Source organism: Plantibacter sp. Mn2098 (genome assembly GCF_049319745.1).
In the GTDB taxonomy this organism is placed as follows: domain Bacteria; phylum Actinomycetota; class Actinomycetes; order Actinomycetales; family Microbacteriaceae; genus Plantibacter.
On record NZ_JBMOUH010000001.1, the window covers coordinates 531,487 to 553,904 of the forward strand.

The 22,418-nt window shown below is 68.8% G+C and carries 21 protein-coding genes; 11 read left to right on the forward strand and 10 right to left on the reverse strand.

Features of this window, described 5'->3' with window-relative positions; translation table 11 throughout:
- Window positions 1-85 precede the first annotated feature (85 nt).
- Window positions 86-940, reverse strand: a complete 855-nt coding sequence (locus tag ACL9RL_RS02310) for an RDD family protein (RefSeq protein ID WP_422778595.1) — start codon at window positions 938-940, stop codon at window positions 86-88.
- Between the two features lie 17 nt (window positions 941-957).
- Between ACL9RL_RS02310 and ACL9RL_RS02315 the strand changes: the two genes are divergently transcribed.
- Entirely contained in the window at window positions 958-1,953 is a 996-nt protein-coding gene (locus ACL9RL_RS02315) for a stage II sporulation protein M (protein ID WP_422778596.1), read from the forward strand.
- 28 nt (window positions 1,954-1,981) lie between these two features.
- Here ACL9RL_RS02315 and ACL9RL_RS02320 read toward each other — a convergent pair whose 3' ends face one another.
- Window positions 1,982-2,383: a DUF5997 family protein gene (locus ACL9RL_RS02320; RefSeq protein ID WP_422778597.1), complete on the reverse strand. Its 402-nt coding sequence runs from the start codon at window positions 2,381-2,383 to the stop codon at window positions 1,982-1,984.
- A 104-nt stretch (window positions 2,384-2,487) separates the two neighbouring features.
- Here ACL9RL_RS02320 and ACL9RL_RS02325 point away from each other — a divergent pair, with 104 nt between their 5' ends.
- Window positions 2,488-3,372, forward strand: a complete 885-nt coding sequence (locus ACL9RL_RS02325; RefSeq protein ID WP_422778598.1) for a LysR family substrate-binding domain-containing protein — start codon at window positions 2,488-2,490, stop codon at window positions 3,370-3,372.
- Window positions 3,373-3,464: 92 nt separating this feature from the next.
- On the opposite strand, the gene ACL9RL_RS02330 is transcribed toward ACL9RL_RS02325, so the two are convergent.
- The 5 genes from ACL9RL_RS02330 to ACL9RL_RS02350 are packed head-to-tail and all read right to left on the reverse strand — an operon-like array spanning window position 3,465 to window position 9,236.
- Complete coding sequence (locus ACL9RL_RS02330; RefSeq protein WP_422778599.1) at window positions 3,465-4,772, reverse strand: DUF58 domain-containing protein; 1,308 nt, start codon at window positions 4,770-4,772, stop codon at window positions 3,465-3,467.
- The gene (locus ACL9RL_RS02335; protein WP_422778600.1) at window positions 4,773-5,861 is read right to left on the reverse strand and encodes an AAA family ATPase; all 1,089 of its coding nucleotides are present in this window, start codon (window positions 5,859-5,861) and stop codon (window positions 4,773-4,775) included.
- The gene (locus ACL9RL_RS02340) at window positions 5,858-7,072 is read right to left on the reverse strand and encodes a DUF4350 domain-containing protein (protein WP_422778601.1); all 1,215 of its coding nucleotides are present in this window, start codon (window positions 7,070-7,072) and stop codon (window positions 5,858-5,860) included. The genes ACL9RL_RS02335 and ACL9RL_RS02340 overlap by 4 nt, the downstream gene beginning before the upstream one ends.
- Window positions 7,069-7,743: a DUF4129 domain-containing protein gene (locus ACL9RL_RS02345; RefSeq protein ID WP_422778602.1), complete on the reverse strand. Its 675-nt coding sequence runs from the start codon at window positions 7,741-7,743 to the stop codon at window positions 7,069-7,071. The genes ACL9RL_RS02340 and ACL9RL_RS02345 overlap by 4 nt, the downstream gene beginning before the upstream one ends.
- Window positions 7,740-9,236 carry a hypothetical protein gene (locus tag ACL9RL_RS02350; RefSeq protein ID WP_422778603.1) on the reverse strand — a complete coding sequence of 499 codons (1,497 nt, stop codon included), beginning with the start codon at window positions 9,234-9,236 and terminating at the stop codon, window positions 7,740-7,742. The genes ACL9RL_RS02345 and ACL9RL_RS02350 overlap by 4 nt, the downstream gene beginning before the upstream one ends.
- Before the next feature lie 236 nt (window positions 9,237-9,472).
- On the opposite strand from ACL9RL_RS02350, the gene mtrA reads away from it, so the two are divergent.
- From mtrA to hpf, 5 genes are all read left to right on the forward strand, one after another.
- A complete protein-coding gene (mtrA, locus tag ACL9RL_RS02355; RefSeq protein ID WP_422778604.1) occupies window positions 9,473-10,156 on the forward strand; it encodes an MtrAB system response regulator MtrA in 684 nt (227 codons plus the stop codon).
- A gap of 9 nt (window positions 10,157-10,165) precedes the next feature.
- Window positions 10,166-11,896 (forward strand): MtrAB system histidine kinase MtrB, encoded by a 1,731-nt coding sequence (gene mtrB / locus ACL9RL_RS02360; RefSeq protein ID WP_422778605.1) that lies wholly within the window; start codon window positions 10,166-10,168, stop codon window positions 11,894-11,896.
- A complete protein-coding gene (locus ACL9RL_RS02365) occupies window positions 11,883-13,610 on the forward strand; it encodes a GerMN domain-containing protein (RefSeq protein WP_422778606.1) in 1,728 nt (575 codons plus the stop codon). Before mtrB ends, ACL9RL_RS02365 begins: the two co-directional genes overlap by 14 nt.
- A 97-nt stretch (window positions 13,611-13,707) precedes the next feature.
- On the forward strand, window positions 13,708-14,532 hold the full coding sequence (locus tag ACL9RL_RS02370) for a ComF family protein (RefSeq protein WP_422778607.1): 825 nt from the start codon (window positions 13,708-13,710) through the stop codon (window positions 14,530-14,532).
- A gap of 90 nt (window positions 14,533-14,622) precedes the next feature.
- Window positions 14,623-15,264 (forward strand): ribosome hibernation-promoting factor, HPF/YfiA family, encoded by a 642-nt coding sequence (hpf, locus tag ACL9RL_RS02375; RefSeq protein WP_422778608.1) that lies wholly within the window; start codon window positions 14,623-14,625, stop codon window positions 15,262-15,264.
- A gap of 193 nt (window positions 15,265-15,457) precedes the next feature.
- Here the strand turns inward: hpf and ACL9RL_RS02380 are convergent, their stop codons facing one another.
- Window positions 15,458-16,036: a PadR family transcriptional regulator gene (locus ACL9RL_RS02380; protein ID WP_422778609.1), complete on the reverse strand. Its 579-nt coding sequence runs from the start codon at window positions 16,034-16,036 to the stop codon at window positions 15,458-15,460.
- A 268-nt stretch (window positions 16,037-16,304) separates the two neighbouring features.
- On the opposite strand from ACL9RL_RS02380, the gene secA reads away from it, so the two are divergent.
- Window positions 16,305-19,115, forward strand: a complete 2,811-nt coding sequence (secA, locus tag ACL9RL_RS02385) for a preprotein translocase subunit SecA (protein ID WP_422778610.1) — start codon at window positions 16,305-16,307, stop codon at window positions 19,113-19,115.
- Window positions 19,116-19,201: 86 nt separating this feature from the next.
- On the opposite strand, the gene ACL9RL_RS02390 is transcribed toward secA, so the two are convergent.
- On the reverse strand, window positions 19,202-19,681 hold the full coding sequence (locus tag ACL9RL_RS02390; RefSeq protein WP_422778611.1) for an Rv3235 family protein: 480 nt from the start codon (window positions 19,679-19,681) through the stop codon (window positions 19,202-19,204).
- A gap of 148 nt (window positions 19,682-19,829) precedes the next feature.
- Between ACL9RL_RS02390 and ACL9RL_RS02395 the strand changes: the two genes are divergently transcribed.
- Window positions 19,830-20,420 carry a hypothetical protein gene (locus tag ACL9RL_RS02395; RefSeq protein WP_422778612.1) on the forward strand — a complete coding sequence of 197 codons (591 nt, stop codon included), beginning with the start codon at window positions 19,830-19,832 and terminating at the stop codon, window positions 20,418-20,420.
- A gap of 47 nt (window positions 20,421-20,467) precedes the next feature.
- Here the strand turns inward: ACL9RL_RS02395 and ACL9RL_RS02400 are convergent, their stop codons facing one another.
- Complete coding sequence (locus ACL9RL_RS02400) at window positions 20,468-20,764, reverse strand: helix-turn-helix domain-containing protein (RefSeq protein WP_422778613.1); 297 nt, start codon at window positions 20,762-20,764, stop codon at window positions 20,468-20,470.
- A 149-nt stretch (window positions 20,765-20,913) separates the two neighbouring features.
- On the opposite strand from ACL9RL_RS02400, the gene ACL9RL_RS02405 reads away from it, so the two are divergent.
- Both ACL9RL_RS02405 and ACL9RL_RS02410 read left to right on the forward strand, forming a co-directional pair.
- Entirely contained in the window at window positions 20,914-21,567 is a 654-nt protein-coding gene (locus tag ACL9RL_RS02405) for a hypothetical protein (RefSeq protein ID WP_422778614.1), read from the forward strand.
- Window positions 21,564-22,394, forward strand: coding sequence for an AAA family ATPase (locus ACL9RL_RS02410; protein WP_422778615.1), 831 nt, complete (start codon window positions 21,564-21,566; stop codon window positions 22,392-22,394). The genes ACL9RL_RS02405 and ACL9RL_RS02410 overlap by 4 nt, the downstream gene beginning before the upstream one ends.
- The last annotated feature ends 24 nt before the right edge of the window (window positions 22,395-22,418 follow it).

Consider the following 22,418-nt stretch of genomic DNA (forward strand, 5'->3'; position numbering starts at 1 on the left):
TCCTGAGTTGTGAACAGGCGAGTGGCGTTGGGCGATGGGCGTTGGGCGATGGGCGCCGATCCGCGCGGCAGGGCGGAGGCGCAGGCTAGCGGTCGGGGAAGCCGTGCGGCTGGCCGGTCAGGACCGGCTGGAGGAGGTCGAGCCGACGGCGCTCGCTCTGGAGCGCCTGGTACTCGCGATCGCGACGGACGACCGACACCCCGGCCAGGAACGACTCCGGGTCGGCGATCGGCAGCGGTGAGACGTAGTGGGACACCTCGGCGGCCAGATCTGCCGCCACCCGTGCCCTGGTGGAGGGCGTCAGCGTCTGCGCCTGCTTGAGGAACTGCGCCACCCGCCGACCGAGCGCATCCGGCATGCGTGCAACATCGGCGATCGTCGCCCACTGGGCGAGGTGCGGCGGCACGCCGAAGACGGGCTCGATGATCCGCGGCACCCGCTCGCGCTGGCTGTAGGTGCCGGCGAGGAGGTCGCCGAGCCGCTTGGATTTGCCGTTCAACAGACCGGTGAGCGCTGCGACGCCGCCGGCCGTGAGGTAGATCTCGAAGTACCCCGTCAACGCTCGGATGAACGCGTGGCGGAAGCCGGGCGCACCGCCGTCGTCGCGGACGATGCGCGCACCGATCACGAGCTTGCCGACCGAGCGGCCACGGGACGCGATCTCCACCCCGGCGGGCAGGACGACGAAGCACACGACGGTGAGCGACAGGATGAGCGCCTGGAACTTCGCGGCATCCATCTCGACGCCGGACAGCAACCAGGAGAACAGCATGATGGCCAGTCCGATGAACACGATCATCGACAGGACGTAGTCGATGATCGCCCCGACGGCCCGCAGGATGAACGGGGTGGCGCGCACGTCGAGCGCGACCGCCTCACCCGTGACGAGCTCGGAGTCGTCCGACATCGGCTCGGCAGCTGGTACCCGGTGGTCGACCATGCCTATCATCTAATCAGATGGATCTCGACGCTTACAGTGCCGCCCACCGCGAGGAGTGGGACCGCCTCGACCAGCTCGGTCGGCAGCGGTTCTTCAGCGGAGCCCAATCCGACGAACTGATCGACCGGTACCAGTCGGGCGCGACGCAGCTCTCGGCCATCAAGACGACGGCCGGGTCGACCCTCGTCGGGGACCGGCTCTCGGTGTCCCTGTCGCGGGCCAGGCTGCGATTCACCGGCGCGAGTGCGAACGTCCTCTCCCTCGTGCCGCGCTTCTTCGTGCTCTCCCTGCCCGCGGCGCTCTATCGGATCAGGTGGGTCACCCTCGCCGTCGCCGTGGTGACGGTCATCATCGCCACCCTCTACGGCGTGTGGATCGCCGGCAACCCGCAGGTCATCGCGAACCTCGGCACCGATGCGCAGATCAGGCAGTACGTCGAGCAGGACTTCGTCGCGTACTACTCCAACAATCCGGCGGCCAGCTTCGCCGGGCAGGTGTGGACCAACAACGCGTGGATCGCCGCCCAGTGCGTCGCGTTCGGGATCACCGGCCTCTGGGTGCCGTACGTGATCCTCATGAACGCGCAGGGCATCGGCCAGGCCGGTGGCATGATGTTCGCCTACGGCAAGGGCGATGTCTTCTTCGAGTACATCCTCCCGCACGGGATGCTGGAGCTCACGGCGGTGTTCGTGGCCGCCGCCGCCGGACTCAAGATCTTCTGGGCGTGGATAGCGCCGGGCGCCCGAACGCGCGGACAGGCGCTGGCGGAGGACGGCCGTGCGCTGTTCACCGTCGCGATCGGTCTGGTGTTCGTCCTGTTCGTGTCAGGACTCGTCGAGGGGTTCGTCACCCCTGCGCCGTGGCCGTGGGCCGTCAAGATGCTCATCGGCGGTGCGGCGCTCGCGGCATTCCTCGTCTACATGATCTGGTGGGGCGGCAAAGCCTACCGATCCGGTGAGACGGGCGATCTCGACGAGTTCGCCGCAGGGGCGAAGCGGATCGTCGCGGGCTGAGCCCGTCGCGCCGGACGGGTAGCGGCGACTACTCGGACTCTGCTGCGCGTGCGCGACGCTCGGCGTTGCGGGCGTTGACGCGCGCGTTCTCCGCCTGGACCTCGGCGTGCACCGCGCGCTCCTGGACGAGCCAGGCCGGCAGTGTCTGCAGGAGCTCCTGGATCTGCGCGGTCGTGAGCGCATCGGTGACCTCCGCGCGGGCGAGCCCGGACGTGGAGACGCCGAGCTTCCTGGCGACGACGTCGCGCGGGTGCGGGCCGCTGCGACGCAGCTCGACGAGCCAGGCCGGCGGGTTCTCCTGCAGGTCGAGGAACACGGCGCGCGTGATCGGCTCCGTCTGGAACGACTCCGGGGTCGCCGGCAGGTAGATGCCGAGCTTCTTGGCTGCGGTCGCCGGCTTGAGGATCTGCGCGTTCTGGTTGGTGCCCATCCGGACAGCGTACCGCGCCGACGCGTGCACGGCCGAACCGCCGGTGGGCCGCTGCAGTAGTCTGGCAGTGGCGACCAGCGGGAGGACGAGCAGTGGAGACCGACATGGATCGCGCAGACGGCGAGCACACCGAGACAGACGACGAGGTCTTCGAACCCCTCATCGACGATGAGGGGACGGAAGCGGACCCTGATGTCCCCGTCCTCCGCGTGGCGTACGCCAGAGGGGTGAACCCCGGCAAATGGGCTCGCATCTGGTCCGAACGCCGACCTGATCTGCCGCTCGCGCTCGTCCGCACCGACCTCGACACCCAACGCGAGATGCTGCTCGACGGCAGTGCCGCCCTCGGCTTCGTCCGGGCACCGTTCGACCGCGACGGGCTGAACGCCATCCAGCTCTATGAAGAGGTGCCCGTCGTCGTGATCTCGACGAAGCACCCGCTCGAAGCCAACGCGGACGTCCGCGTCGAAGAACTCGCCGACGAGCAGCTGGTCATGGCTCCGCTCGTGATCGGCTGGTCGGAACGCGCGGCTGAGCTGGGCTTCGAGGAACCGGCCGCGCCGCTCACGACCGATGCGGAGTCGGCGATCGAGCTCGTCGCATCGGAGGTCGGCATCGCCGTTGTGCCGCAGTCCGTCGCACGCCTGCACCACCGGTCCGACGTCGTGTTCCGCCCGATCGTCGACCTGCCGCTCGTCCCCATCTCTCTCGTCTGGCCGACCGGCAGCGACGGCGTCGACATCGACGACTTCGTCGGGGTGGTCCGTGGCAGGACGGCGAACAGCTCCCGTCGGGTCGTGGATGCCGAGACCGGAACCGATGATGCGGCGACGACTGCGCCGGCGCAGGCCAAACCCGGACGCAAGAAGGCGAAGCCGAAGGCCGGCGCCGCGAAGGGCACCCCGGCCGGAACGAGCCGCGGAGCGCAGTTGGCAGCACGTAAGGCCAAGGGCGAGGCCGCTTCGCGAGCGAAGCGCAAGCGGCACTGAGCTGTAGACGGCCCTGAGCGAGGAGTCCAGGGCGTCTCTGGTCGCTCAGCGTGGCGCCCCCTGGGTTCCGGACGCCTGCAGGTACCTGACGCCTACAGCCGCCCAGCAGCTTTGAGCGCGATGTAGTGGTCTGCCAGCAGCGGCGGCAATGCGGAGGGCGACCCGGTGACGACGTCGGCGCCCAACTGCCTGATGGCCGCTGAGACACGCTCGATGTCGAGCAGGGCGCGTTCGGCGGACGCCGCTCGGTAGACAGCCTCCCGGTTTCCACGCAGACGAGTCGCATCGAGCGTCGCAGGGTCCGTGACGCTCGCGACGACGACCGTGTGGCGTCTGGTGAGCTGGGGGAGGACGGACAGCAGCGCGCGGGCCGCGCCCGGAGCATCGATCGACGTCTGCAACACGACGAGCGCGTGGCGGCTCGTGATCTGGCGGATCTGGTCCGGGATCGCCGTCCAATCCGTTTCGATGAGCTCCGGATCGACGGGGGACATCGCGTCCACGAGACGGGAGAGCAGCTCGGCGCCGGTCGCGCCCTGCACCCTCGCCCGCACACGTCGGTCGTAGGCGAGGTAGTCGATCCGGTCCCCGGCCCTGGTCGCGAGCGCGGACAACAGCAGCGCCGACTCGAACGCGGTGTCGATGCGCGGCTCGTCGCTGATGCGGGCGGCGGAGGTGCGACCGGTGTCCGTCACGATGACGATGCGGCGGTCCCGCTCCGGCCGCCAGGTGCGGATCATCACGTCGCCGCGTCGGGCCGTCGCCCGCCAGTCGATCGAACGGACGTCGTCGCCGCGGACGTACTCTCGCAGCGAGTCGAATTCGGTGCCCTGACCACGCACCATGACACTCGTCGCGCCTTCCAGCTCGCGGAGCCTCGCGATGCGACTCGGCAGGTGCTTGCGCGAGGTGAACGCTGGCAGGACCCTGATGCGGCCGGGGGAGTTGAGCGTCGCTTGACGTGCGAGGAGGCCGAGCGGACCTCTCGAGCGGATGGTGACCTGCGTCGTGCGCCGCTCCCCGCGCCGGAACGGGGTGAGCACGGTGGTGGCGAGGCGTCGCTCACCAGGCGGGATCGTCAGCGCCAGCCGTTCGGGCGGCGCCCCTGCGGAGGGCTGCCAGCCGTCCCTGACGAGCGCTCGGATGGTTCGACGACCGCGATTGGTGATGAACAGCTCGCTCGCCACCGATTCACCGAGCCGTACACGGGCCGGCAGCTTCCTGGACAGAACGACGGACCGCGGGGATCCCGCGAGCGCCAGGTCGATGATCGACAGGATGAGCACGAGCGCGAGCCACACGAGGAATGGCGTGACGGCATCGCCCGTCGTCACTCCGAGGATGACGACGGGGACGATGCCGAACGCGATGAGCGCGACGAGTCTCCCGGTGAGCGCCATTTAGATGGGCACCTGCACCTGCTGCATGATCGATCGCAGGATCGTGTCGACCGAAACGCCTTCGAGTTCCGCCTCCGGCCGCAACTGCATGCGATGCCGCCAGACCGGGAGCACCATCGTCTGCACGTGGTCCGGGGTGATCGACTGGTACCCGCTCAGCCACGCCCACGCCTTCGCGGACGCCAGCAGCGCCGTTGTCCCTCTGGGGCTGACGCCGAGTCGGACCGATGGGCTCCTGCGGGTCGCGCGTGCGAGGTCGACGATGTAGGCGAGGACGTCTGCGCTCGCCCCGACGCGGCCGACTTCCGCCTGAGCCGCCCGGATCTGCTCGGCACCGATGACCGGGGTGACGCCGGCGCCCGTGAGGTCGCGCGGGTTGAAGCCGGCGGAGTGGCGGCGGAGGACTTCGACCTCCACGTCGCGCTCCGGGACATCCAGGACGAGCTTCAGGAGGAAACGGTCGAGCTGTGCCTCAGGGAGCGTGTAGGTGCCCTCGTACTCGATCGGGTTCTGCGTCGCCGCGACGATGAACGGGTCCGGCAGCGTCTGCGACACCCCGTCGACGCTGACCTGGCGCTCCTCCATCGCTTCGAGCAGTGCGGACTGCGTCTTCGGTGGAGTGCGGTTGATCTCGTCGGCGAGCAGGATGTTGGTGAAGACCGGCCCTCGGCGGAATTCGAACTCGCCGGCCTTCGCGTCGTAGATGAGTGACCCGGTCACATCGCCCGGCATGAGGTCAGGGGTGAACTGGACGCGTTTGGTGTCGAGGCTCAGCGCTTGGCTGAGCGAGCGGACGAGCAGGGTCTTGGCGACGCCTGGCACACCTTCGAGGAGCACGTGTCCGCGTGCGAGCAGCGCGATGACGAGCCCCGTGACGGCCGCGTCCTGTCCGACGACGGCCTTGCCGACCTCCAGCCGGACCTGCGCGAGGGCTCCGCGCAGTTCGTCCGGGTGGATGCGATCCGCGCTCCCGCCCTGGTTGTGCGGACGGGTCTGCTCGCGCACGGCGCTCTGCGCGTGCGGAGCGGACGGCTCGTGCGGTGCTGAACCGTTCTGCTGGATGCCGTTGTGGCCGCTTGCGTCGGTCATTGAGTGGTCCTCTCGGTGAGGTCGATGGCTCTTCTGGTGGCCGCTTCGAGATCGAGCAGCTGGTCGGACAGGGCGACGAGATCGGCGTCGCTCGATGGGGTGGCGTCGAGGAGGACCGACCTGACCTGCCACGGGTCGCGTCCGGTGAGACCGGCGACGGTCGCCGCGATCTCCGGGACGCTCGCGTGCCTCGACAGGCCGACGATCCCGGACAACCTCGTGACGGTGCCGATGCGGAGCGCGTCGAGCGCCCTGCTGCGGTTGGACGACCGCTGATACAGGCGGGCCCTGCCCTCCATCGTCTCGCTTGCACGAACCGTGACGGGGAGGTTCTCGATCACGAGCGGGCCGAAGCGGCGACCGCGCCACAGCATGGCGGCGATGGCGGTGATGACGACGATGCCGGTGACCGGGGCGACCCAGCCGGGGGTGAGCGCCTCAAGACTCGGCGGTCCGCTCACGGCGACGTCGTTGATGCTCGGCAGATACCAGACGAGGCGGTCCGTCGCCCCGAGGAGGCCGAGACCGAGGGCGGCGTTGCCCTCCTTCGTGATGACGCCGTTGGTGAAGGCGTTCGCCGAGCCGACGACCGTGACCCGGCCGTCGTCGAGTGAGACCACACCGGCGGCGCCGAACGGGCCGATGAAGCAGCCGGAGGCGTCCTGCGCCTGGCTGGCGGAGTAGAGCGTCCAGCCACCGGTGACCTTGCCGGCCCTCGATGCCGGACCGACGTCGCATCGCGCAGGCAGGACGTCGTCCGTCTCGGTGGTGCCGCCGAATGCGACGCCGGGGGCGAGGATGCTGAGCGCATCGTCGCGCGGAGTGACGACGACCAGCCGGGTGTTGTGCAGGGCGGCGAGCGATTCGAGTTGCGCCTCGTCCAGATAACCCGCCGGGTCGTACAGCAGAACCGTGCCGCCGCCCTGGCCGACGGACGCGAGCGTGGTCGCGAGCGTCGTCGATTCGACCACGTCGACGCCCTGCTGGCGCAGCACCTGAGCAAGCGCTCGACCGCCGTTGGGTGTGGAGTTCCCCGCGCTCAGTTCGTCCGCGTCGATCGACGCGCCCCGCGTCGCAAGCAACGACACCACCACGATGAGGATGGCGAACACCGCGGCGATGATCCAGAACACCGCTCGGCGCAACGACGTCCGGACGCGCGGCGTCGCGGCCGAGGCGACGTCGTGTTCCTGGAGGGTGGAGGTGCTCATGCGCCGACCGCCTCCGGCTCTGACAGGTGGTCGGGAGTGGTTGCGGCGAGCCGGTGATCGAGTGCGTCGAGCTGTTCGTACTGGCTGGCCATTGCGGTGCCGCCGAGGTATCGGACGGCGTCGAACACGTCCGCCGAGGTGTGGAGGGCGTTCCACTCCGCCGGGAACGCGGCGGATGCGCGCTCGGCGAATCCGTGGGCGGTGGTGCCGGGGGTGACGATCACGATCGTGCGCTCGGTGAGTGCTCTGGCGATGGCCCGGTAGAGCTCCTGCACGGCCGTGGACCAGTCTCCGAGGCCGGCGGCGGCGCGCGCGGCACGGCGGAGTTCATCGGCGGTCCTGGTGTCGTGTTCCCCAAACAGCTCTGCCTGCAGGCGACTGCGGCGGTTGAGCCGCGGGACGCCCCAGATGAGGAACGCCGCGACGACGGCTGCGACGACGACCGTCATCACGATGATCGGGAAGAGCGAGGTGAACGGCCCGTCGCCTGGAACACGGAGGGAGTTGACCCAGTCCCAGAACGCTTGGGAGATGATGTCCCACAGGCTTGGCTGTGCCGCCTGGTATTCGGGCTTGGTGAGCTCCTGCTGGAGGAGGTCGCGCGCTCCGGGCGCATCCGGTTCGACGGGCACCTCGATCAGGACACCGCCGAGGAGAACGGGGAGACTCATCGTTGCCCGGGCCATCCCTGCTGCGGCGGGTACGGCGGCTGTTGCGGCTGGTGCTGTTGCCGGTACGGAGGTTGTGCTTGGTAGGGCGGCTGCTGAACGCCCTGCGGCGGATACGGCTGCTGGAACGGCTGCGGCGGGTACGGCTGCTGGAACGCCTGCCGTTGCTGCTGCCACGCCGGACCACCGGCCGACACGTGTTCGTAGGGGTTCTGCACGGTCTCGCGACCGGCGGCACGGTCCTCGACGAACCGGGCGAGTTCGAGGTCGAGCGCCTCCTTGCGCATCCGGAGGTCGATGTAGATGACCGTGCTCACCGATCCGCTGATGACGATCGTGACGGAGCCGATCACGAGGCTCACGAGGATGACGAGACCCTGGGCGATGATCGCGACGGCGATCCCGGTCTCCTCCGAGCCGGTGCCGGTGAAGAAGACCGGCACGATGCCGGCGAGGAAGCTGATCGGCACCGACACGACCTGGGCGACGACGCTCACCACAGCGGTGACGAGGAAGATCACGCCGAAGGTCCGCCAGAAGTAGCGGTCGGTCAACGCCCATGAACGACGGAGCGCCGCGAAGACGCCGACGCCTTCGAGCACGATGATGCTCGGAGCGAGCGCGATCTTCGTGCCGATCCAGACGTAGGCGGCCACGAGGGCCAGGGCGGCGAGGATCCCGATGACGACGGTCAGCGCGATGCCGACGCCGCCGAGCTGGACGAGTCCGAAGCCGATGCCGGTGAAGACCAGCACGAACAGGACGACCGCGGCGATGATGAGGAACGTCAGGCCGACGAGCGGACCGAACCTGCGCCGGGTGAGCTTCCACAGGGCGCCGAGGGTGAGCTTCTCGCCGATGGTGCCGCGGGCGACCTCCTGGGAGATCACCCCCTGGATGAACGCTCCGCCTACGATCGAGACGGCGAGTGGGATGAGGAACGCGATGATGACGGCCGTCGTCGCGCCGGCTGCGACGGCGTCGCGATCTTCCGGCGCGGCCTGGGCGACGCGCGAGAAGGCGAACCAGGCGACGAGCCCGACGACGATCAGGGACAGCAGGGACGCGACTCCCTGCACGAGCAGAGCACTGCCGAACGTGGCTTTGGGGTTTCGGCGCAGGACCTGGAACGGTGCGCTGAAGAGGTCGCTGAAGGAGAGCGGACGAAGCGGGATGAGCCCTGGCTTCGGCGGCGGCGCCCAGCCCTGTGCGCCAGGGGCAGGGCCGAAGCCCGGCTGCGCGTACGGATTGGCGTCGTAGGCGGCGGTGGGAGCCGGTGCCGGTTGTGCGCCGTAGGGGTAGGAGGAGGGAGCCTGCTGTCCGTACTGGGGCTGCTGCGGCTGCCCGTACTGAGGCTGACCGAACTGGGGCGCCTGCGGCTGCCCATGCTGAGGCGCCTGCGGCTGCCCGTACTGCGGTGCCTGCTGCCCGCCCGCGCGCTGTCCACCATCTGCATCGGACGACCCCGGTGCACTCCAGCCGTCACCAGTGTTCACCGGTTGACCCCCTCGCCTCGTCGTACGCTCCATCGTGTCATACCGCCTCCGCGAGCGCCGGGATTCCTGACGTCCTGTGGACGACCGGGCAGGGTGCGGGCACTGTGAGCAGACCGCCGGCGAGGACGCCATGCGGCGCTGAGGCTGGTTGCCAGGGAGACTTCGACTACGCTGAGGCCAGGACGCAGGGAGACCGGACGGCAGAGCAGCCGATCGGTCACGATCGAGACGGAGCTATGGACGCACGCATCCTCGTCGTCGACGACGACACCGCACTGGCCGAGATGATCGGCATCGTACTGCGCACCGAAGGCTTCGAGCCCTCCTTCTGCGCGGACGGATCCGGTGCCGTGCAGGCGTTCCGCGACACCAAACCCGACCTCGTGCTCCTCGACCTCATGCTCCCGGGCATCGACGGCATCGAGGTCTGCCGGCTCATCCGTCAGGAATCCGGTGTGCCCGTCATCATGCTGACCGCGAAGTCGGACACCTCCGATGTGGTCAAGGGCCTCGAGTCCGGCGCAGACGACTACATGGTCAAGCCGTTCAACCCGAAGGAACTCGTCGCGCGCATCCGCACTCGTCTGCGTGCCCCGGCCGCCGATGTCGGGGAGTCGCTGCGCATCGGCGACCTCACTGTCGACGTCGCCGGCCACGAGGTCCGCCGCGGCGACACCGTCATCGGTCTGACCCCGCTCGAATTCGACCTCCTCCTCGCCCTCGCGAGCAAGCCGCAGCAGGTGTTCACCCGCGAGATGCTGCTCGAACAGGTCTGGGGTTACCACTACAAGGCGGACACGCGGCTCGTCAACGTCCATGTGCAGCGGCTGCGGGCCAAGGTCGAGGAAGACCCGGACAACCCCAAGATCGTGATGACCGTGCGCGGCGTCGGGTACCGCGCCGGCGCCGTCACGGGATAGCGAACCGTCGTGGCCGCCCGACTCGCGGGCTGGTCCGTCGAATGGCGGGATTGGCGTTCCTGGCCGTCACGGCTCTCCGGACTGTGGCGGCGATCGCTGCAGTTCCGCACCGTCGCGATCACCGTCGGCCTGTCCGGTCTTGCGATCGTGATCACGGGCGCGTACCTGTCGTTCAGCATCGGCAACGACCTGTTCCAGTCGCGGTTGCAGCAGGCGCTCGCCGATTCCGGTCGTGCCATGACGAGCGCGCAGGGGATCCTCGACGCCTCCGATGCGACGGAGCGGGTGGCGTTGCAGCAGCTGATGAGCGCGGTGCGCAGCGACCTCCAAGCCACCTCGGCCAGCCGGCTCATCGCGGCCTATCGCGCCCCCGGCCAGGACTACAGCGCCGTCGCGCCCCCGGGGTTCGAAGCGCCTGGGCTCGCGGGCGGCGTCGTCACCCAGCCGCTCCGGGACGCCGTGCAGAAGTCGCCGGACGACCAGTGGTGGCAATCGGTCACCCTCACCGCCTCCGACGGCACGCAATCGGCGGGGATCGTTGTCGGCTCCGAGGTCACGATGCCCTCGGCCGGGTCGTACCAGGTCTACCTCGGCTACGACCTCCGTGACTCCGAACAGACCCTCGGTTTTGTGCAGCAGACCCTCGTCCTCGCAGGCCTCGGGCTGATGCTGCTCGTCGGCGGTGCGGCGTGGCTCGTCGTCCGGTTCCTCGCGACGCCCATCCGATCCGCCGCCGAGACGAGCCAACGGCTCGCGGACGGCAACCTCGACGTGCGCATGCCGGAGAAGGGCGAGGACGAACTCGCGACCCTCGCCAGATCGTTCAACGGCATGGCAGACAGCATGCAGACCCAGATCAAGGAGCTCGCCGAGCTGTCGCTCGTGCAGCAGCGCTTCGTCTCCGACGTCTCGCACGAGTTGCGCACGCCGCTCACGACCATCCGGTTGGCCGGCGACGTCCTCTACGACCAGCGCGACACCTTCCCGCCGGCCACCGAACGCACCGCCGAGCTCCTCCACGACCAGGTCGGCCGGTTCGAGCTCCTGCTCGCGGACCTCCTGGAGATCAGCCGCTACGACGCGGGCAGCATCGAACTCGACCTCGAACTCACGAGCCTCGTGAACCTCGCCGGTGACGTCATCGAGGAGCTGCGGCCGCTCGCCGAGCCGACCGGGTCGGACGTCCGTCTCGTCGCGCCAGGCGGGTACTCGAACGTCGCGATGGATCCCCGTCGGATCAGGCGGATCGTTCGCAACCTCATCGGCAACGCGATCGAGCACGGCGAGGGCCGGCCGATCGTGGTCACGGTCGACAGCAATGAGAGCGCCGTCGCCCTCACCGTCCGCGACTACGGCCTCGGGATGAACACGGAAGCGACCGAGCGCGTGTTCGACCGGTTCTGGCGGGCCGATCCGTCCCGGAAGCGGACGATCGGCGGCACGGGCCTCGGGCTCGCGATCTCCCGGGAGGACGCCACGCTGCACCACGGCACGCTCGACGTGTGGTCGGAGCCGGGAGCCGGGTCCTCGTTCAGGTTGACCCTGCCACGGGAGGAGGGCGGCAGCATCGCGAGATCGCCGCTCAGCCTGCCGCCGGAGGACGCCATCGAATCGGTCGTCGACGAACTGCGGAACCCGGCCTCCGGATCGATCGGGACCGTGTGGCCGCCGTTCGCGAAGCGGCTGCAGGGCGGATCCAAACGTCCGAACACGGCGGGAGACGACGATGACCGATCGTAGACGCACGGCCAGCTTGTGGCGTGCCAGGTTCCTGGTCGTCCCGCTCGCCGCGATCGTGGTCCTGACCGGGTGCGTCGGCATCCCGCGCTCCGGGTCCGTGCAGGCCGGCGGGACCGTCGACACCTCCGGATCCGACATCGACGTCAACTTCGTGGCGCAGGGGCCGTCGGCCGGCGCCACCCAGGAGCAGATCCTCAACGGTTTCGTCGATGCAGCGGCCAGCCCGCAGAACAACTACGAGATCGCACGCGAGTTCCTCACGCCATCGGTGCGCGGTGATTGGAACCCGGACGCCGGCGTGACGATCGACCAGCCCGGCGCCAGGACCTACACGACCACCGGCGACCGATCGGCGCAGTTCGCCGTGACGCCGGTGGCGGAGGTCGATGCCCGCGGCGAGTACAAGGAGTCAGCCAACTCCGCCCAGCTGCGCTACGACTTCACGTTCGAGCAGGTGAAGGGGGAGTGGCGCATCTCGAAGGCTCCGCCGGGCATCGTGCTGGAGTCCTCAGCGTTCAGCGACGTCTTCGCCGCGTACTCCCTGAGCTTCTTCGACCCGAGCTTCTCCCGGATCGTCCCCGATCAGCGATGGTTCCCGTCGCGTGCATCGACGGCGACGCGCATCGTGAGCGCCCTGCTCGACGGTCCGAGCGAGTGGTTGAAGGGCGCCGTTGCGACCGCGTTCCCCGAGGGCAGCGCGCTCACGAGCGATGCCGTGCCCGTCGATGTGGGGCAGGCGAAGGTCGACCTCACGCGGCCGGCGCTCCAAGCCGATGCTGTGACCCTCCAACGGATGCAGTTGCAGCTGACCACGAGCCTCGTGCAGCTCTCCGGAAGCGTGAGCGGCGTCGCAGCGGTGTCGAGCGTCGCCGTGACGATCGACGGCAACAGCACCGCGCCCATCCAACCGCTCGTGCTCACGCCGCCGCGGGTCGACTCGCGTCCGCTCGTGCTGCAGGGGGCCGCGTTCGGATTCCTGTCCGGCGACAGCATCGAGCAGGTGCCTGGCATCTCCCCGGCCGTCATCGCCGCCGGTGCGACGTCCGCAGTGCTGTCAGCGGATCATCGTCGCGCGGCGATCGGCTCCGCGGCAGGGGTGACGGTCATCGACGCAGGGGCCGATCCCGTGCTCGTCGACGCCAGGCCCGGACTGATCGCCCCGGCGATGGATCCGTACGGCTTCACCTGGACCGTGCCGAGCGGGTCGCCTGGTGCGCTCGTGGCGCACGATGACACGGGTGCTGCGACCCCCATCGCGACGAGTTGGCCCGAGGCGTCGTCGATCGAGTCGTTGCAGGTCTCCCGGGAGGGGACGCGCGTCGTCGCGCTCATCCGCAGTGGATCGCAGCTGCGGCTCGTCGCGGCCGCGATCATCAGGGGCGATCGCAACGTCCCGACGAAGCTCGGCGAACCGAACGATCTGAAAGTCATGGCCGGCGAGCCGGTGAGCGTCACCTGGGTCGATGACCTGACGGTCGCGGTGCTCGTCGACGAACCGAACGGCGACACCCGGATGGTGAGCCAGCAGGTCGGTGGCAAGTCGACCCCGGTCACCGCGTTGAACGGCGTCGTTGGCCTCGTCGGCGGCAACGGGCCGAACCAGCTGCGTGCGCTGACCTCTGACGGCAAGATCATGGTGCCGCGGGGCTCGGCCTGGCAGGTGGCCGGTCAGGGCGTCGCATTCATTGCGACGCAGATGGGCTCGACGGACTGATCCCTGGTGCTGCTCACAGGGCACTGATCCGGCAGGTCGTCCACAGATCGGTCGATGGCGCAAGGCCTGCCGTCGCGGATCGAGGAGGCTCGTCTGCATGGCGTGGACGGACGGGCATCGGCGGCGGCGAGGGACGGCGTCGGACGTCGTGCTGGCAGCGCTGCGTGAGGTGTGGACGCTTGTGGTGCCGGTCGTCTGCGCGGGGTGCGGCGCCGCCGGGCTGACGTTGTGCGATGTGTGCTCCGGGGCGCTGGACGCGCCGACCGGATGGGGGGTGTCCGGCGGGGGCGCCGCGGTCGGGACTGTCGGTGCCGTCAGCGGGGTCAGCGGGGCAAGGGGCACCCGTGACGTCAGGGGCTCCGCCGCGACGATCTACGACCCGACCGTTGCGCGCATCGTCCTGGCCTACAAGAACGGCGGACGCACGGATCTCGCCCGTGTGCTCTCCGCAGCACTCCGCTCGGCGATCGTCGCGGCCGTCGACGGTCTGGAAAGTGACGACGTTCGCACAGCGGACCCGCGGCAGGAGATTCCCTCGGAGTGCGCGATCGAGCTCGTGACCATCCCGACGACCAGGGCGGCATCCGTCGCGCGGGGGTTCCACCCCGTCGACACGCTCGTGCGGCGGGCGGGGCTGACCCCATCGCGAGTCCTGCGCTGGACCCGTCGCGCCGCAGACCAGCGCGGCCTCGGTCGGGCCGAGCGGGCCGCGAACCTCGACGGCGCACTCGCCGCTCGTGCGGACCTCGCCGGCCGCACCTTCATCCTGGTCGACGACGTCGTCACCTCGGGCGCGACGGCCAGGGAAGCGATGCGGGCCGTCGCCGACGCCGGGGGAGTCGTCGTCGCGGTCGCGGCGCTCGCCAGGGCCGATTCGACCGGTCCCCGGAACCGAGTATCAGACGAAGTCGGCGAACGCTGATGACATATGCAGGGTTCGGCACTACGGTGGCAGGACAGGCGTGAAAGGACCGCCCCAGACCGGGCGGTCAGCCGGATCAGGAGGTCGAACGTGGACATCAACATCGTCGGACTGGGACTCGGAATCACGGACCGTTTTCGCGAGTACGCGAACGAGAAGTCGGAGAAGGTCGAGCACCTCGCCGAGCAGGCGCTGTCGCTCGAGATCAAGGTCTCCCGTCACCACGACGCACACGGACGCAAGGGCGAAGACCGGGTCGAGCTGACGCTCGTCGGTCCTGGACCACTCGTCCGAGCGGAATCGACGGGCTCCGACAAATACGTCGCATTCGATCTCGCCCTGGCCAGGCTCCTGGAACGCATTCGACGATCCAAGGATCGGAAGAAGGTGCGCCGCGGCAAGCATCGCACCTCGCTGCAGGAGGCCTCGACCGCAGGGTTCAGCGGTGTCGCCATTCAGGCGGCCGCGCCGGAACTGCTCGAGCAGGTTTCGACCGGGAGCGTGGCGACGCTCACGGCCGAGCACGAGGAGGACGAGGCCTACACGCCCGTCGTCATCCGCACGAAGGAGTTCCCGGCCGAATGGTTGAGCCTTGAGGACGCCGTCGACCGGATGGAACTCGTCGGCCACGACTTCTTCCTCTTCATCGACTCAGGTACGGAACGCGCAAGCGTCGTGTACCGCCGCAAGGGGTGGGACTACGGCGTGATCAGCCTCGACGAACAGGCCTGATACCAGCTCACACGAACGGCCGTCCGGTTTCCGGGCGGCCGTTCGTTGTCCCCGCCCCTGCCCGTTCTGTCTGTTCACAACTCAGGAGCGCCCCGGCGTGTCGCGCCGAATCTAGCGGTTCTGGGCCGACTCGCCGAAGCCGCTCCTGAATTGCGAACAGGTCTGGTGCCCGGAGTGCTCAGGCGGTTGCGCGTCAGACGGTTGCGGCTTGCTGGGCGGACGGCCTGCCCCGGCGCGGGATGTCTTGCGCGAGCGGGAAGTCCGCGCGGACGGGGCCCGTGAGGATCGTCCGTTCGACGTGATCGAGCCAGGCGAGTTCGCCCTCCGCCTTGAACCGTGCCGCCGAATCGACGATCCCCGCCGCGATCTGATCGTCGCTCGGGACGGGGGTGAGCGCTGCGAGGCGGTCGAGCAGTGCGAGCCGTTCGGTCGCGATGACCGCGGCGGCGTCGATGCCCGGCAAGGTCACCGCGATGGCGATCTTGGTCACGAGGTCGTCTCGTGAGGCGCGCGCGGACGCTTCGGCCGCGTCCAACCAATCCGTCACGGCCAGGCGCCCGGCCTGGGTGATCCGGTAGAAGACGTGTCCCTCGCTGTTCACGTCCCCGCGTTCCACAAGGCCGTCACGTTCGAGACGGTCCAGCGTCGTGTACGTCTGTCCGACGTTGAGCGAACTGCGGGCGCCGGTCCGGCGATCGAATTCGCCGCGCAGCTGGTACCCGTAGCAATCGCCCTCCGACAGGATCGCGAGCAGCCCGAACTTGACCGACATCGTTCCTCCTGGAGCTGCAGACGAAATTGCGTACCGTGTACTGAACACTGCCGACTCTACGTGTTCAACGGCCGAAAACGGGGAGGCCGGGCACGCCTCCGAACCTGCGGCGTTCACTGCTGGGTGAATCGGATGCCGACACACAGCCTCCATCCATGCACCTCCCCGGTAACATATGGGGAGGACTGTCCCGAGATCGGTGACAGCGAGTCCGCGCCGTCGGCCGGACGGGGCGCAGCCCCCTGAGCACGTAAATGGAGAGCAATTCGTGGCCTCACCACTAGAGAAGATCCTTCGTGTCGGCGAAGGACGCATCCTCAGGAAGCTTCAGAGCTACACGAAGGCGGTCAACGCCCTCGAAGACGACTTCGCCGATCTGAGCGATGACGAGCTGAAGGACGAGACGACGACGCTCCGCGAGCGTCACGCGAACGGCGAAAGCCTCGACGACCTCTTGCCCGAGGCGTTCGCGGCGGTGCGCGAGGCAGCGCGCCGCACGCTCGGCATGCGTCACTTCGACGTCCAGATCATGGGCGGCGCGGCCCTGCACCTCGGCAACATCGCCGAGATGAAGACCGGTGAGGGCAAGACCCTCGTCGCGACGCTCCCCGCATACCTCAACGCCATCGCCGGCAAGGGTGTGCACGTCGTCACGGTCAACGACTACCTGGCGTCGTACCAGTCCGAGATCATGGGGCGCGTCTTCCGCGCCCTCGGCATGACGACTGGTGTCATCCTCGAAGGCCAGACACCGGAGCAGCGGCGCGAGCAGTACGAGGCGGACATCACGTACGGCACGAACAACCAGTTCGGCTTCGACTACCTTCGCGACAACATGGCGTGGCAGGCCAAGGACATGGTCCAGCGCGGCCACTTCTTCGCCGTCGTCGACGAGGTGGACTCGATCCTCATCGACGAGGCGCGCACGCCGCTCATCATCTCCGGTCGCGCATCGGGTGAGGCGAACCGCTGGTTCCAGGAGTTCGCACGTCTCGCGCTCCGACTGGAGTCCGGTGAGGACTACGAGGTCGACGAGAAGAAGCGCACCGTCGGCGTCCTCGAACCCGGCATCGAGAAGGTCGAGGACTACCTCGGCATCGACAACCTGTACGAGTCGGCCAACACGCCGCTCATCTCCTTCCTGAACAACGCGATCAAGGCTCGTGCGCTGTTCAAGAAGGACAAGGACTACGTCGTGATGAACGGCGAGGTGCTCATCGTCGACGAGCACACCGGCCGCATCCTGCAGGGTCGTCGCTACAACGAGGGCATCCACCAGGCGATCGAGGCCAAGGAGGGCGTCGCCGTCCAGGCGGAGAACCAGACCCTCGCGACGGTCACGCTGCAGAACTACTTCCGTCTCTACAAGACGCTGTCCGGCATGACCGGTACCGCGGAGACCGAGGCGGCCGAGTTCATGTCCACGTACAAGCTCGGCGTCGTCGCGATCCCCACGAACAAGCCGATGCAGCGCATCGACCAGTCCGACCTCGTCTACAAGAACGAGGAGGCGAAGTTCGCCCAGGTCGCCGAGGACATCGTCCTGCGCCACCAGGCCAACCAGCCCGTCCTCGTCGGCACCACGAGCGTCGAGAAGAGCGAGTACCTCTCACGCCTGCTCGCGAAGAAGGGCGTCAAGCACGAGGTCCTCAACGCGAAGAACCACGCGCGTGAGGCCGCGATCATCGCTCAGGCCGGTCGCCTCGGCTCCGTCACCGTCGCCACCAACATGGCCGGTCGTGGAACCGACATCATGCTCGGCGGCAACGCCGAGTTCCTCGCTGTCGCGGCCATGAATGCGAAGGGCCTCAGCCCGTCCGAGACGCCGGAGGAGTACGAGGCGGCTTGGGACGAGGTGTTCGCCGCCGTCAAGGCCGAGGTCCGTGAAGAGGCCGACAAGGTCGTGGAGGCCGGCGGTCTCTACGTGCTCGGCACCGAGCGCCACGAGTCGCGTCGCATCGACAACCAGCTGCGTGGTCGTGCCGGCCGTCAGGGCGACCCGGGTGAGAGCCGCTTCTACCTGTCGCTCACCGACGACCTCATGCGCCTGTTCAACGCCGGTGCGGCAGAGAGCCTGATGGGTCGCCAGAACGTTCCGGACGACCTCGCGATCGAGTCCAAGATCGTGAGCCGCGCCATCCGCAGCGCGCAGTCGCAGGTCGAGGCGCGCAACGCCGAGATCCGCAAGAACGTCCTCAAGTACGACGACGTCCTCAACCGCCAGCGCGAGGCCATCTACGGCGACCGCCGCCACATCCTCGAGGGCGACGACCTGCACGATCGTGCGCAGCAGTTCCTCGAGAGCGTCATCGACGAGGTGCTCGACGAGCACACCGGAGAGGGCAACGGCGACGACTGGGACTTCGATGCACTGTGGACGGAGCTCAAGACGCTGTACCCCGTCGGTCTGACGATCGACGAGGTCGTGCAGGAGGCCGGAGCGAAGGGTCGCATCAACCGCGACTTCATGCGCCGCGAGATCCTGTCCGACGCGAAGCTCGCGTACTCCAACCGTGAGGAAGCGCTCGGCGAGACCGCCATGCGTGAACTGGAGCGTCGCGTCGTCCTCCAGGTGATCGACCGCCGCTGGCGCGACCACTTGTACGAGATGGACTACCTCAAGGACGGCATCGGCCTGCGCGCCATGGCGCAGCGCGACCCGCTGGTCGAGTACCAGCGCGAGGGCTACGCCATGTTCCAGCAGATGATGGGGCAGATCCGCGAGGAGAGCGTCGGCTTCCTGTTCAACCTCGAGGTCGAGGTCAATGCGATCGAGGGCGAGGAGGCTCCGGCCATCTCCGCTCGCGGTCTGACCCAGGAGACGCCCGAGAACGAGAAGCTCAGCTACTCCGCTCCGAGCGAGCAGGGCGGCGTCGAGGTGCGCAACCAGCGCGGTCAGATCGAGAAGGCCGCCACGGAGCGGGCTCAGCGTCTGCAGCGTGAAGCAGCCATCGAGAAGGCCGCCGCAGAGGGCAACGTCCCGGCGCCTGCTGCTCGTGGTGCGTTCGGTCAGAAGGCCGACGACTCCGAGGCGGCACCGGTGAACCGCGCGGAGCGCCGCGCGAAGGGCAAGAAGTAACACCAGCGCCACCCGCTGCACAACGGCCGCCGATCATCGATCGGCGGCCGTTGTCGTCTCCAGGGGATCGTCGTCCGCCTGCGGGATCAGAGGACGCTGATGGAGGTGGCTCGCCAGCGGCGGTCGAGGCCCTCCAAGCGGATGGCGACGGCCCTCGACCGCGTCTTGGTGTGCACCATCACAACCGCCTCGATGACGCCGTCACGCGGTTCGGAGACCGTGACCGTGCCGATCTGCACGACCGGGCGTGCCGTCGGCAGACCACGAACCCGACGTGCGCGCTCGGCGAGGATCGCGCGCTTGAGGAGGACCGTGTGCACGTCGGCGGTGATCCATCTGGCGAGTTGCGCCAGATCCCTCGCCCCGGCGATGACCTCGATCACACTCCTGGTGAGATTCACGAGGAGGGGCTTCGGGTCCGGCAGCTTGGCGGTGGAGACGGGTTGCTGACCGAAGAAATCGTCCGCGATGAAGCGGTCCGACGGCGCAGGATCGACCGGATGCGGAAGGTGGTGGTCTCGGCGACGCGACGCAGCGGCGTCGTCGTCTGGCAGAGCAATGCTCATCTCGGTCTCCGTACGCGGTTCGGTCGTCATCGACGGCTGGCAAACTGGAATGCCACATCAAAGCATGTCGGCGTACTGGAAGTCCAGAGTCACTGAAGCCTGTGGAGAACTCCCGACGCGGATGGCCGCAGCGCACTAGCGTCGACGGATGCGATGGGACAGCCTGTTCGATGATCTCGCCGGTCAGCTCGACCACGAGCTCGGAGTCGACGATGCGGGTCTCGACCTCGAGGAGGAACGTCTGCGACGCGGTCGGCTGACGCTGCGCGATCGGATCCTCGCGTGTGCACGGGCCGGTGGGGCGCCCGTGCTGCTCGAGCTCGCGGACGGCTCCGCTCTCCGGCTGATTCCGCGGACGTTCGGCCGGGATTGGTTCGCCGCGGTCGTCGCCGGGGCCGAGCATCGGGAGCTGGTGATCCCCATGTGGGCGGTGTCATCCATCCGGCTCGGTCCGGCGGAGGTGGAGATGAGCCTCGCACCCGCCGACCGACCGGAATCACGGCTCGTGGATCGGCTGACGCTCTCGTTCGTGTTGCGGGATCTGAGCCGCCGCCGGACGGCCGTGCGCATCGCGTGCGCCACGGGGACCGTCCACGGGACGATCGACCGGGTCGGTCGTGATCACCTGGATGTCGCCGTGCACGAGCCCGGGTCGTCGCGTCGTTCGTCGAACGTGGTGGAGATCCGGGTGATCGCCTTCAGCACGGTGGTGTCGGTGGAGCGCAGCGGGCTCGGCTGAGCGGGCTCGGCTGAGGGGGGCCGCTGAGTGGGTGCTGCTGAACCGGCTCAGCCGAACGGGTGCTGCTGACGGATGATGCGGCCGCCGCTCAGCTCGGGGAGATCGGCCAGCTGCGCCTGCTGCCAGAGCGCGCTGCGCCTGGCCTCCTCGTACTGTCCGTCGATGTACCCCTCGAGGACGTCGCGCTCGATGCGCCACGGCCCGCCGCGGCCGACCCGGATGGCCGGGAGCTGCCCGGAATCGATCAACTCGGCGACATCGGTCGTTGAGACGTTCAGGATGTCCGCGGTGTCCGCGATCGTCAGGAATCGTCCGAGTGCGGTGTCGTCCTGGAGAACGTTCATGGTTCGATTATCGGCTGCGGACGATGGTCGGAACGCAGTCGGTCGCGTCTGTGGATAACTTTCTCGCGCTCCCGCGGAAGTCGACACCATGGGAACAGGCCGTCGATGCGGCCTTGAGCGAGCCGGCGACGTCGGCGGGAGGAGTTGCCATGACCGATGCCGGCCCCAGAGGACGTGGATTCACCGATGAGGCCGCCCGCCGGAGCGGCCCGTGGTTCGATCCGCGTTTCGCAATCGGGATCGCCCTCGTGGTCGTGAGCCTCGTCGGCGTCTGGTGGCTCGTCACGGCGTCCGACCGGACGGTCGCCGTATATGTGGCAGGATCGACGCTCACGGCCGGCCAGGCTGCCGGTCCGGCCCAGCTGCGGACCGTTCAGGTCAGGCTCGGTCAGTCGGAGGACATGTACGTGCGGGTCGGATCCCTGCCGGAGGGCGGGCTCGTGGTCACACGCACCGTCGGTAAGGGCGAGCTGCTGCCGGTGGCCGCGGTGGGCGATGCGACCGCGGTGGGCGTCGCAGCGGTCGTCGTCACCGTGGCGGGCGCGCTGCCGCAGGAGATCGAGACGGGAACGGTCGTCGACGTCTGGTCCGCCGCGCCGCTGCAGTCGGGTGAGTACGGGCCGCCGACCGTGCTCGTCTCCGCGGTCACCGTGGTCACCGTGACGAAGGAGGATGGACCGCTCGGCTCGGGTGACGGCGTCTCGGTCGAACTCTCGGTTCCGCGGTCGAAGGTCGCGACGGTGCTCGCCGCGATCGCCGCCGAACACCTCGTGTCCCTGGTCCCTGCCGAGCCGGGCGCATGAGCGCCTCCCGCATCCTCCTCGGTGTGGATCAGCCGATGGAGGCGGACATCCTGACACGAATGCTTGAGGACGGACATCGGGTGGTCGGCCGATGCATCGACGCCGAGGCTGTCATCTCCGCACTTGCGCAGAGCGCGTGCGGGCAGATCGACCGTGTTGTGGTCTCGGGTGGTGAACGGCACGTGACGGCCGCGCTCGTCGAGGAGGCGCGCCGGTACGGAGCACGCCTGCTTATCGTGTCGGACGGCGAGGCCGAGGCAGGCAGGGTTGCGGCGCTCTGTGCCGGCGCCGGAGCAGACGCTGTGGACGTGCTGCCCCTGTCCGCAGGGCTGGAGGCCCTCGGAGCCGCGATGCGACGTGGCGAGACGATGCAGGCGGCCGCTCGGCCACCTGGGACGGTGCTCGCCGTGTGGCACGCGAGCGGCTCGCCGGGAGCCACGACCATCGCCGTCAACCTGGCCGCCGAGTTCGCCTCCTCCGGCCGGCGTGTGGTGCTCGCTGACGCCGATACGTACGCGGCGTCGATCGCACCGATGCTCGGCCTGTTGGACGAGGCGCCCGGTTTCGCGGCGGCCTGTCGCCTCGCCGCCTCCGGAGCGCTCGACGCCGGACAGCTCGAACGCATCTCCGTCATCCACGCGGCCGCGACCGGCGCGTTCCGGGTCCTCACCGGCATCGCGAGATCGTCACGCTGGCCCGAACTGACCGGGGAACGGGTCGAGGCGACGCTTCTCGCCTGCCGTGCGTGGGCAGACGTGGTCATCGTGGACACCGGATGCTGCATCGAAGCGGACGAGGAGATCTCGAGCGACTTCTTCGCACCGTGACGGAATGCGGCGGCGCTCGCCGTC

What these genes read in the sequence shown, in the direction of transcription:
- ACL9RL_RS02310 (WP_422778595.1), bottom strand. Translation starts at nt 940, where the DNA reads ATGGTCGACCACCGGGTACCAGCTGCCGAGCCGATGTCGGACGACTCC.
- ACL9RL_RS02315 (WP_422778596.1), top strand. Translation starts at nt 958, where the DNA reads ATGGATCTCGACGCTTACAGTGCCGCCCACCGCGAGGAGTGGGACCGC.
- ACL9RL_RS02320 (WP_422778597.1), bottom strand. Translation starts at nt 2,383, where the DNA reads ATGGGCACCAACCAGAACGCGCAGATCCTCAAGCCGGCGACCGCAGCC.
- ACL9RL_RS02325 (WP_422778598.1), top strand. Translation starts at nt 2,488, where the DNA reads ATGGATCGCGCAGACGGCGAGCACACCGAGACAGACGACGAGGTCTTC.
- ACL9RL_RS02330 (WP_422778599.1), bottom strand. Translation starts at nt 4,772, where the DNA reads ATGGCGCTCACCGGGAGACTCGTCGCGCTCATCGCGTTCGGCATCGTC.
- ACL9RL_RS02335 (WP_422778600.1), bottom strand. Translation starts at nt 5,861, where the DNA reads ATGACCGACGCAAGCGGCCACAACGGCATCCAGCAGAACGGTTCAGCA.
- ACL9RL_RS02340 (WP_422778601.1), bottom strand. Translation starts at nt 7,072, where the DNA reads ATGAGCACCTCCACCCTCCAGGAACACGACGTCGCCTCGGCCGCGACG.
- ACL9RL_RS02345 (WP_422778602.1), bottom strand. Translation starts at nt 7,743, where the DNA reads ATGAGTCTCCCCGTTCTCCTCGGCGGTGTCCTGATCGAGGTGCCCGTC.
- mtrA (WP_422778604.1), top strand. Translation starts at nt 9,473, where the DNA reads ATGGACGCACGCATCCTCGTCGTCGACGACGACACCGCACTGGCCGAG.
- ACL9RL_RS02365 (WP_422778606.1), top strand. Translation starts at nt 11,883, where the DNA reads ATGACCGATCGTAGACGCACGGCCAGCTTGTGGCGTGCCAGGTTCCTG.
- ACL9RL_RS02370 (WP_422778607.1), top strand. Translation starts at nt 13,708, where the DNA reads ATGGCGTGGACGGACGGGCATCGGCGGCGGCGAGGGACGGCGTCGGAC.
- ACL9RL_RS02380 (WP_422778609.1), bottom strand. Translation starts at nt 16,036, where the DNA reads ATGTCGGTCAAGTTCGGGCTGCTCGCGATCCTGTCGGAGGGCGATTGC.
- ACL9RL_RS02390 (WP_422778611.1), bottom strand. Translation starts at nt 19,681, where the DNA reads ATGAGCATTGCTCTGCCAGACGACGACGCCGCTGCGTCGCGTCGCCGA.
- ACL9RL_RS02395 (WP_422778612.1), top strand. Translation starts at nt 19,830, where the DNA reads ATGCGATGGGACAGCCTGTTCGATGATCTCGCCGGTCAGCTCGACCAC.
- ACL9RL_RS02400 (WP_422778613.1), bottom strand. Translation starts at nt 20,764, where the DNA reads ATGAACGTTCTCCAGGACGACACCGCACTCGGACGATTCCTGACGATC.
- ACL9RL_RS02405 (WP_422778614.1), top strand. Translation starts at nt 20,914, where the DNA reads ATGACCGATGCCGGCCCCAGAGGACGTGGATTCACCGATGAGGCCGCC.
- ACL9RL_RS02410 (WP_422778615.1), top strand. Translation starts at nt 21,564, where the DNA reads ATGAGCGCCTCCCGCATCCTCCTCGGTGTGGATCAGCCGATGGAGGCG.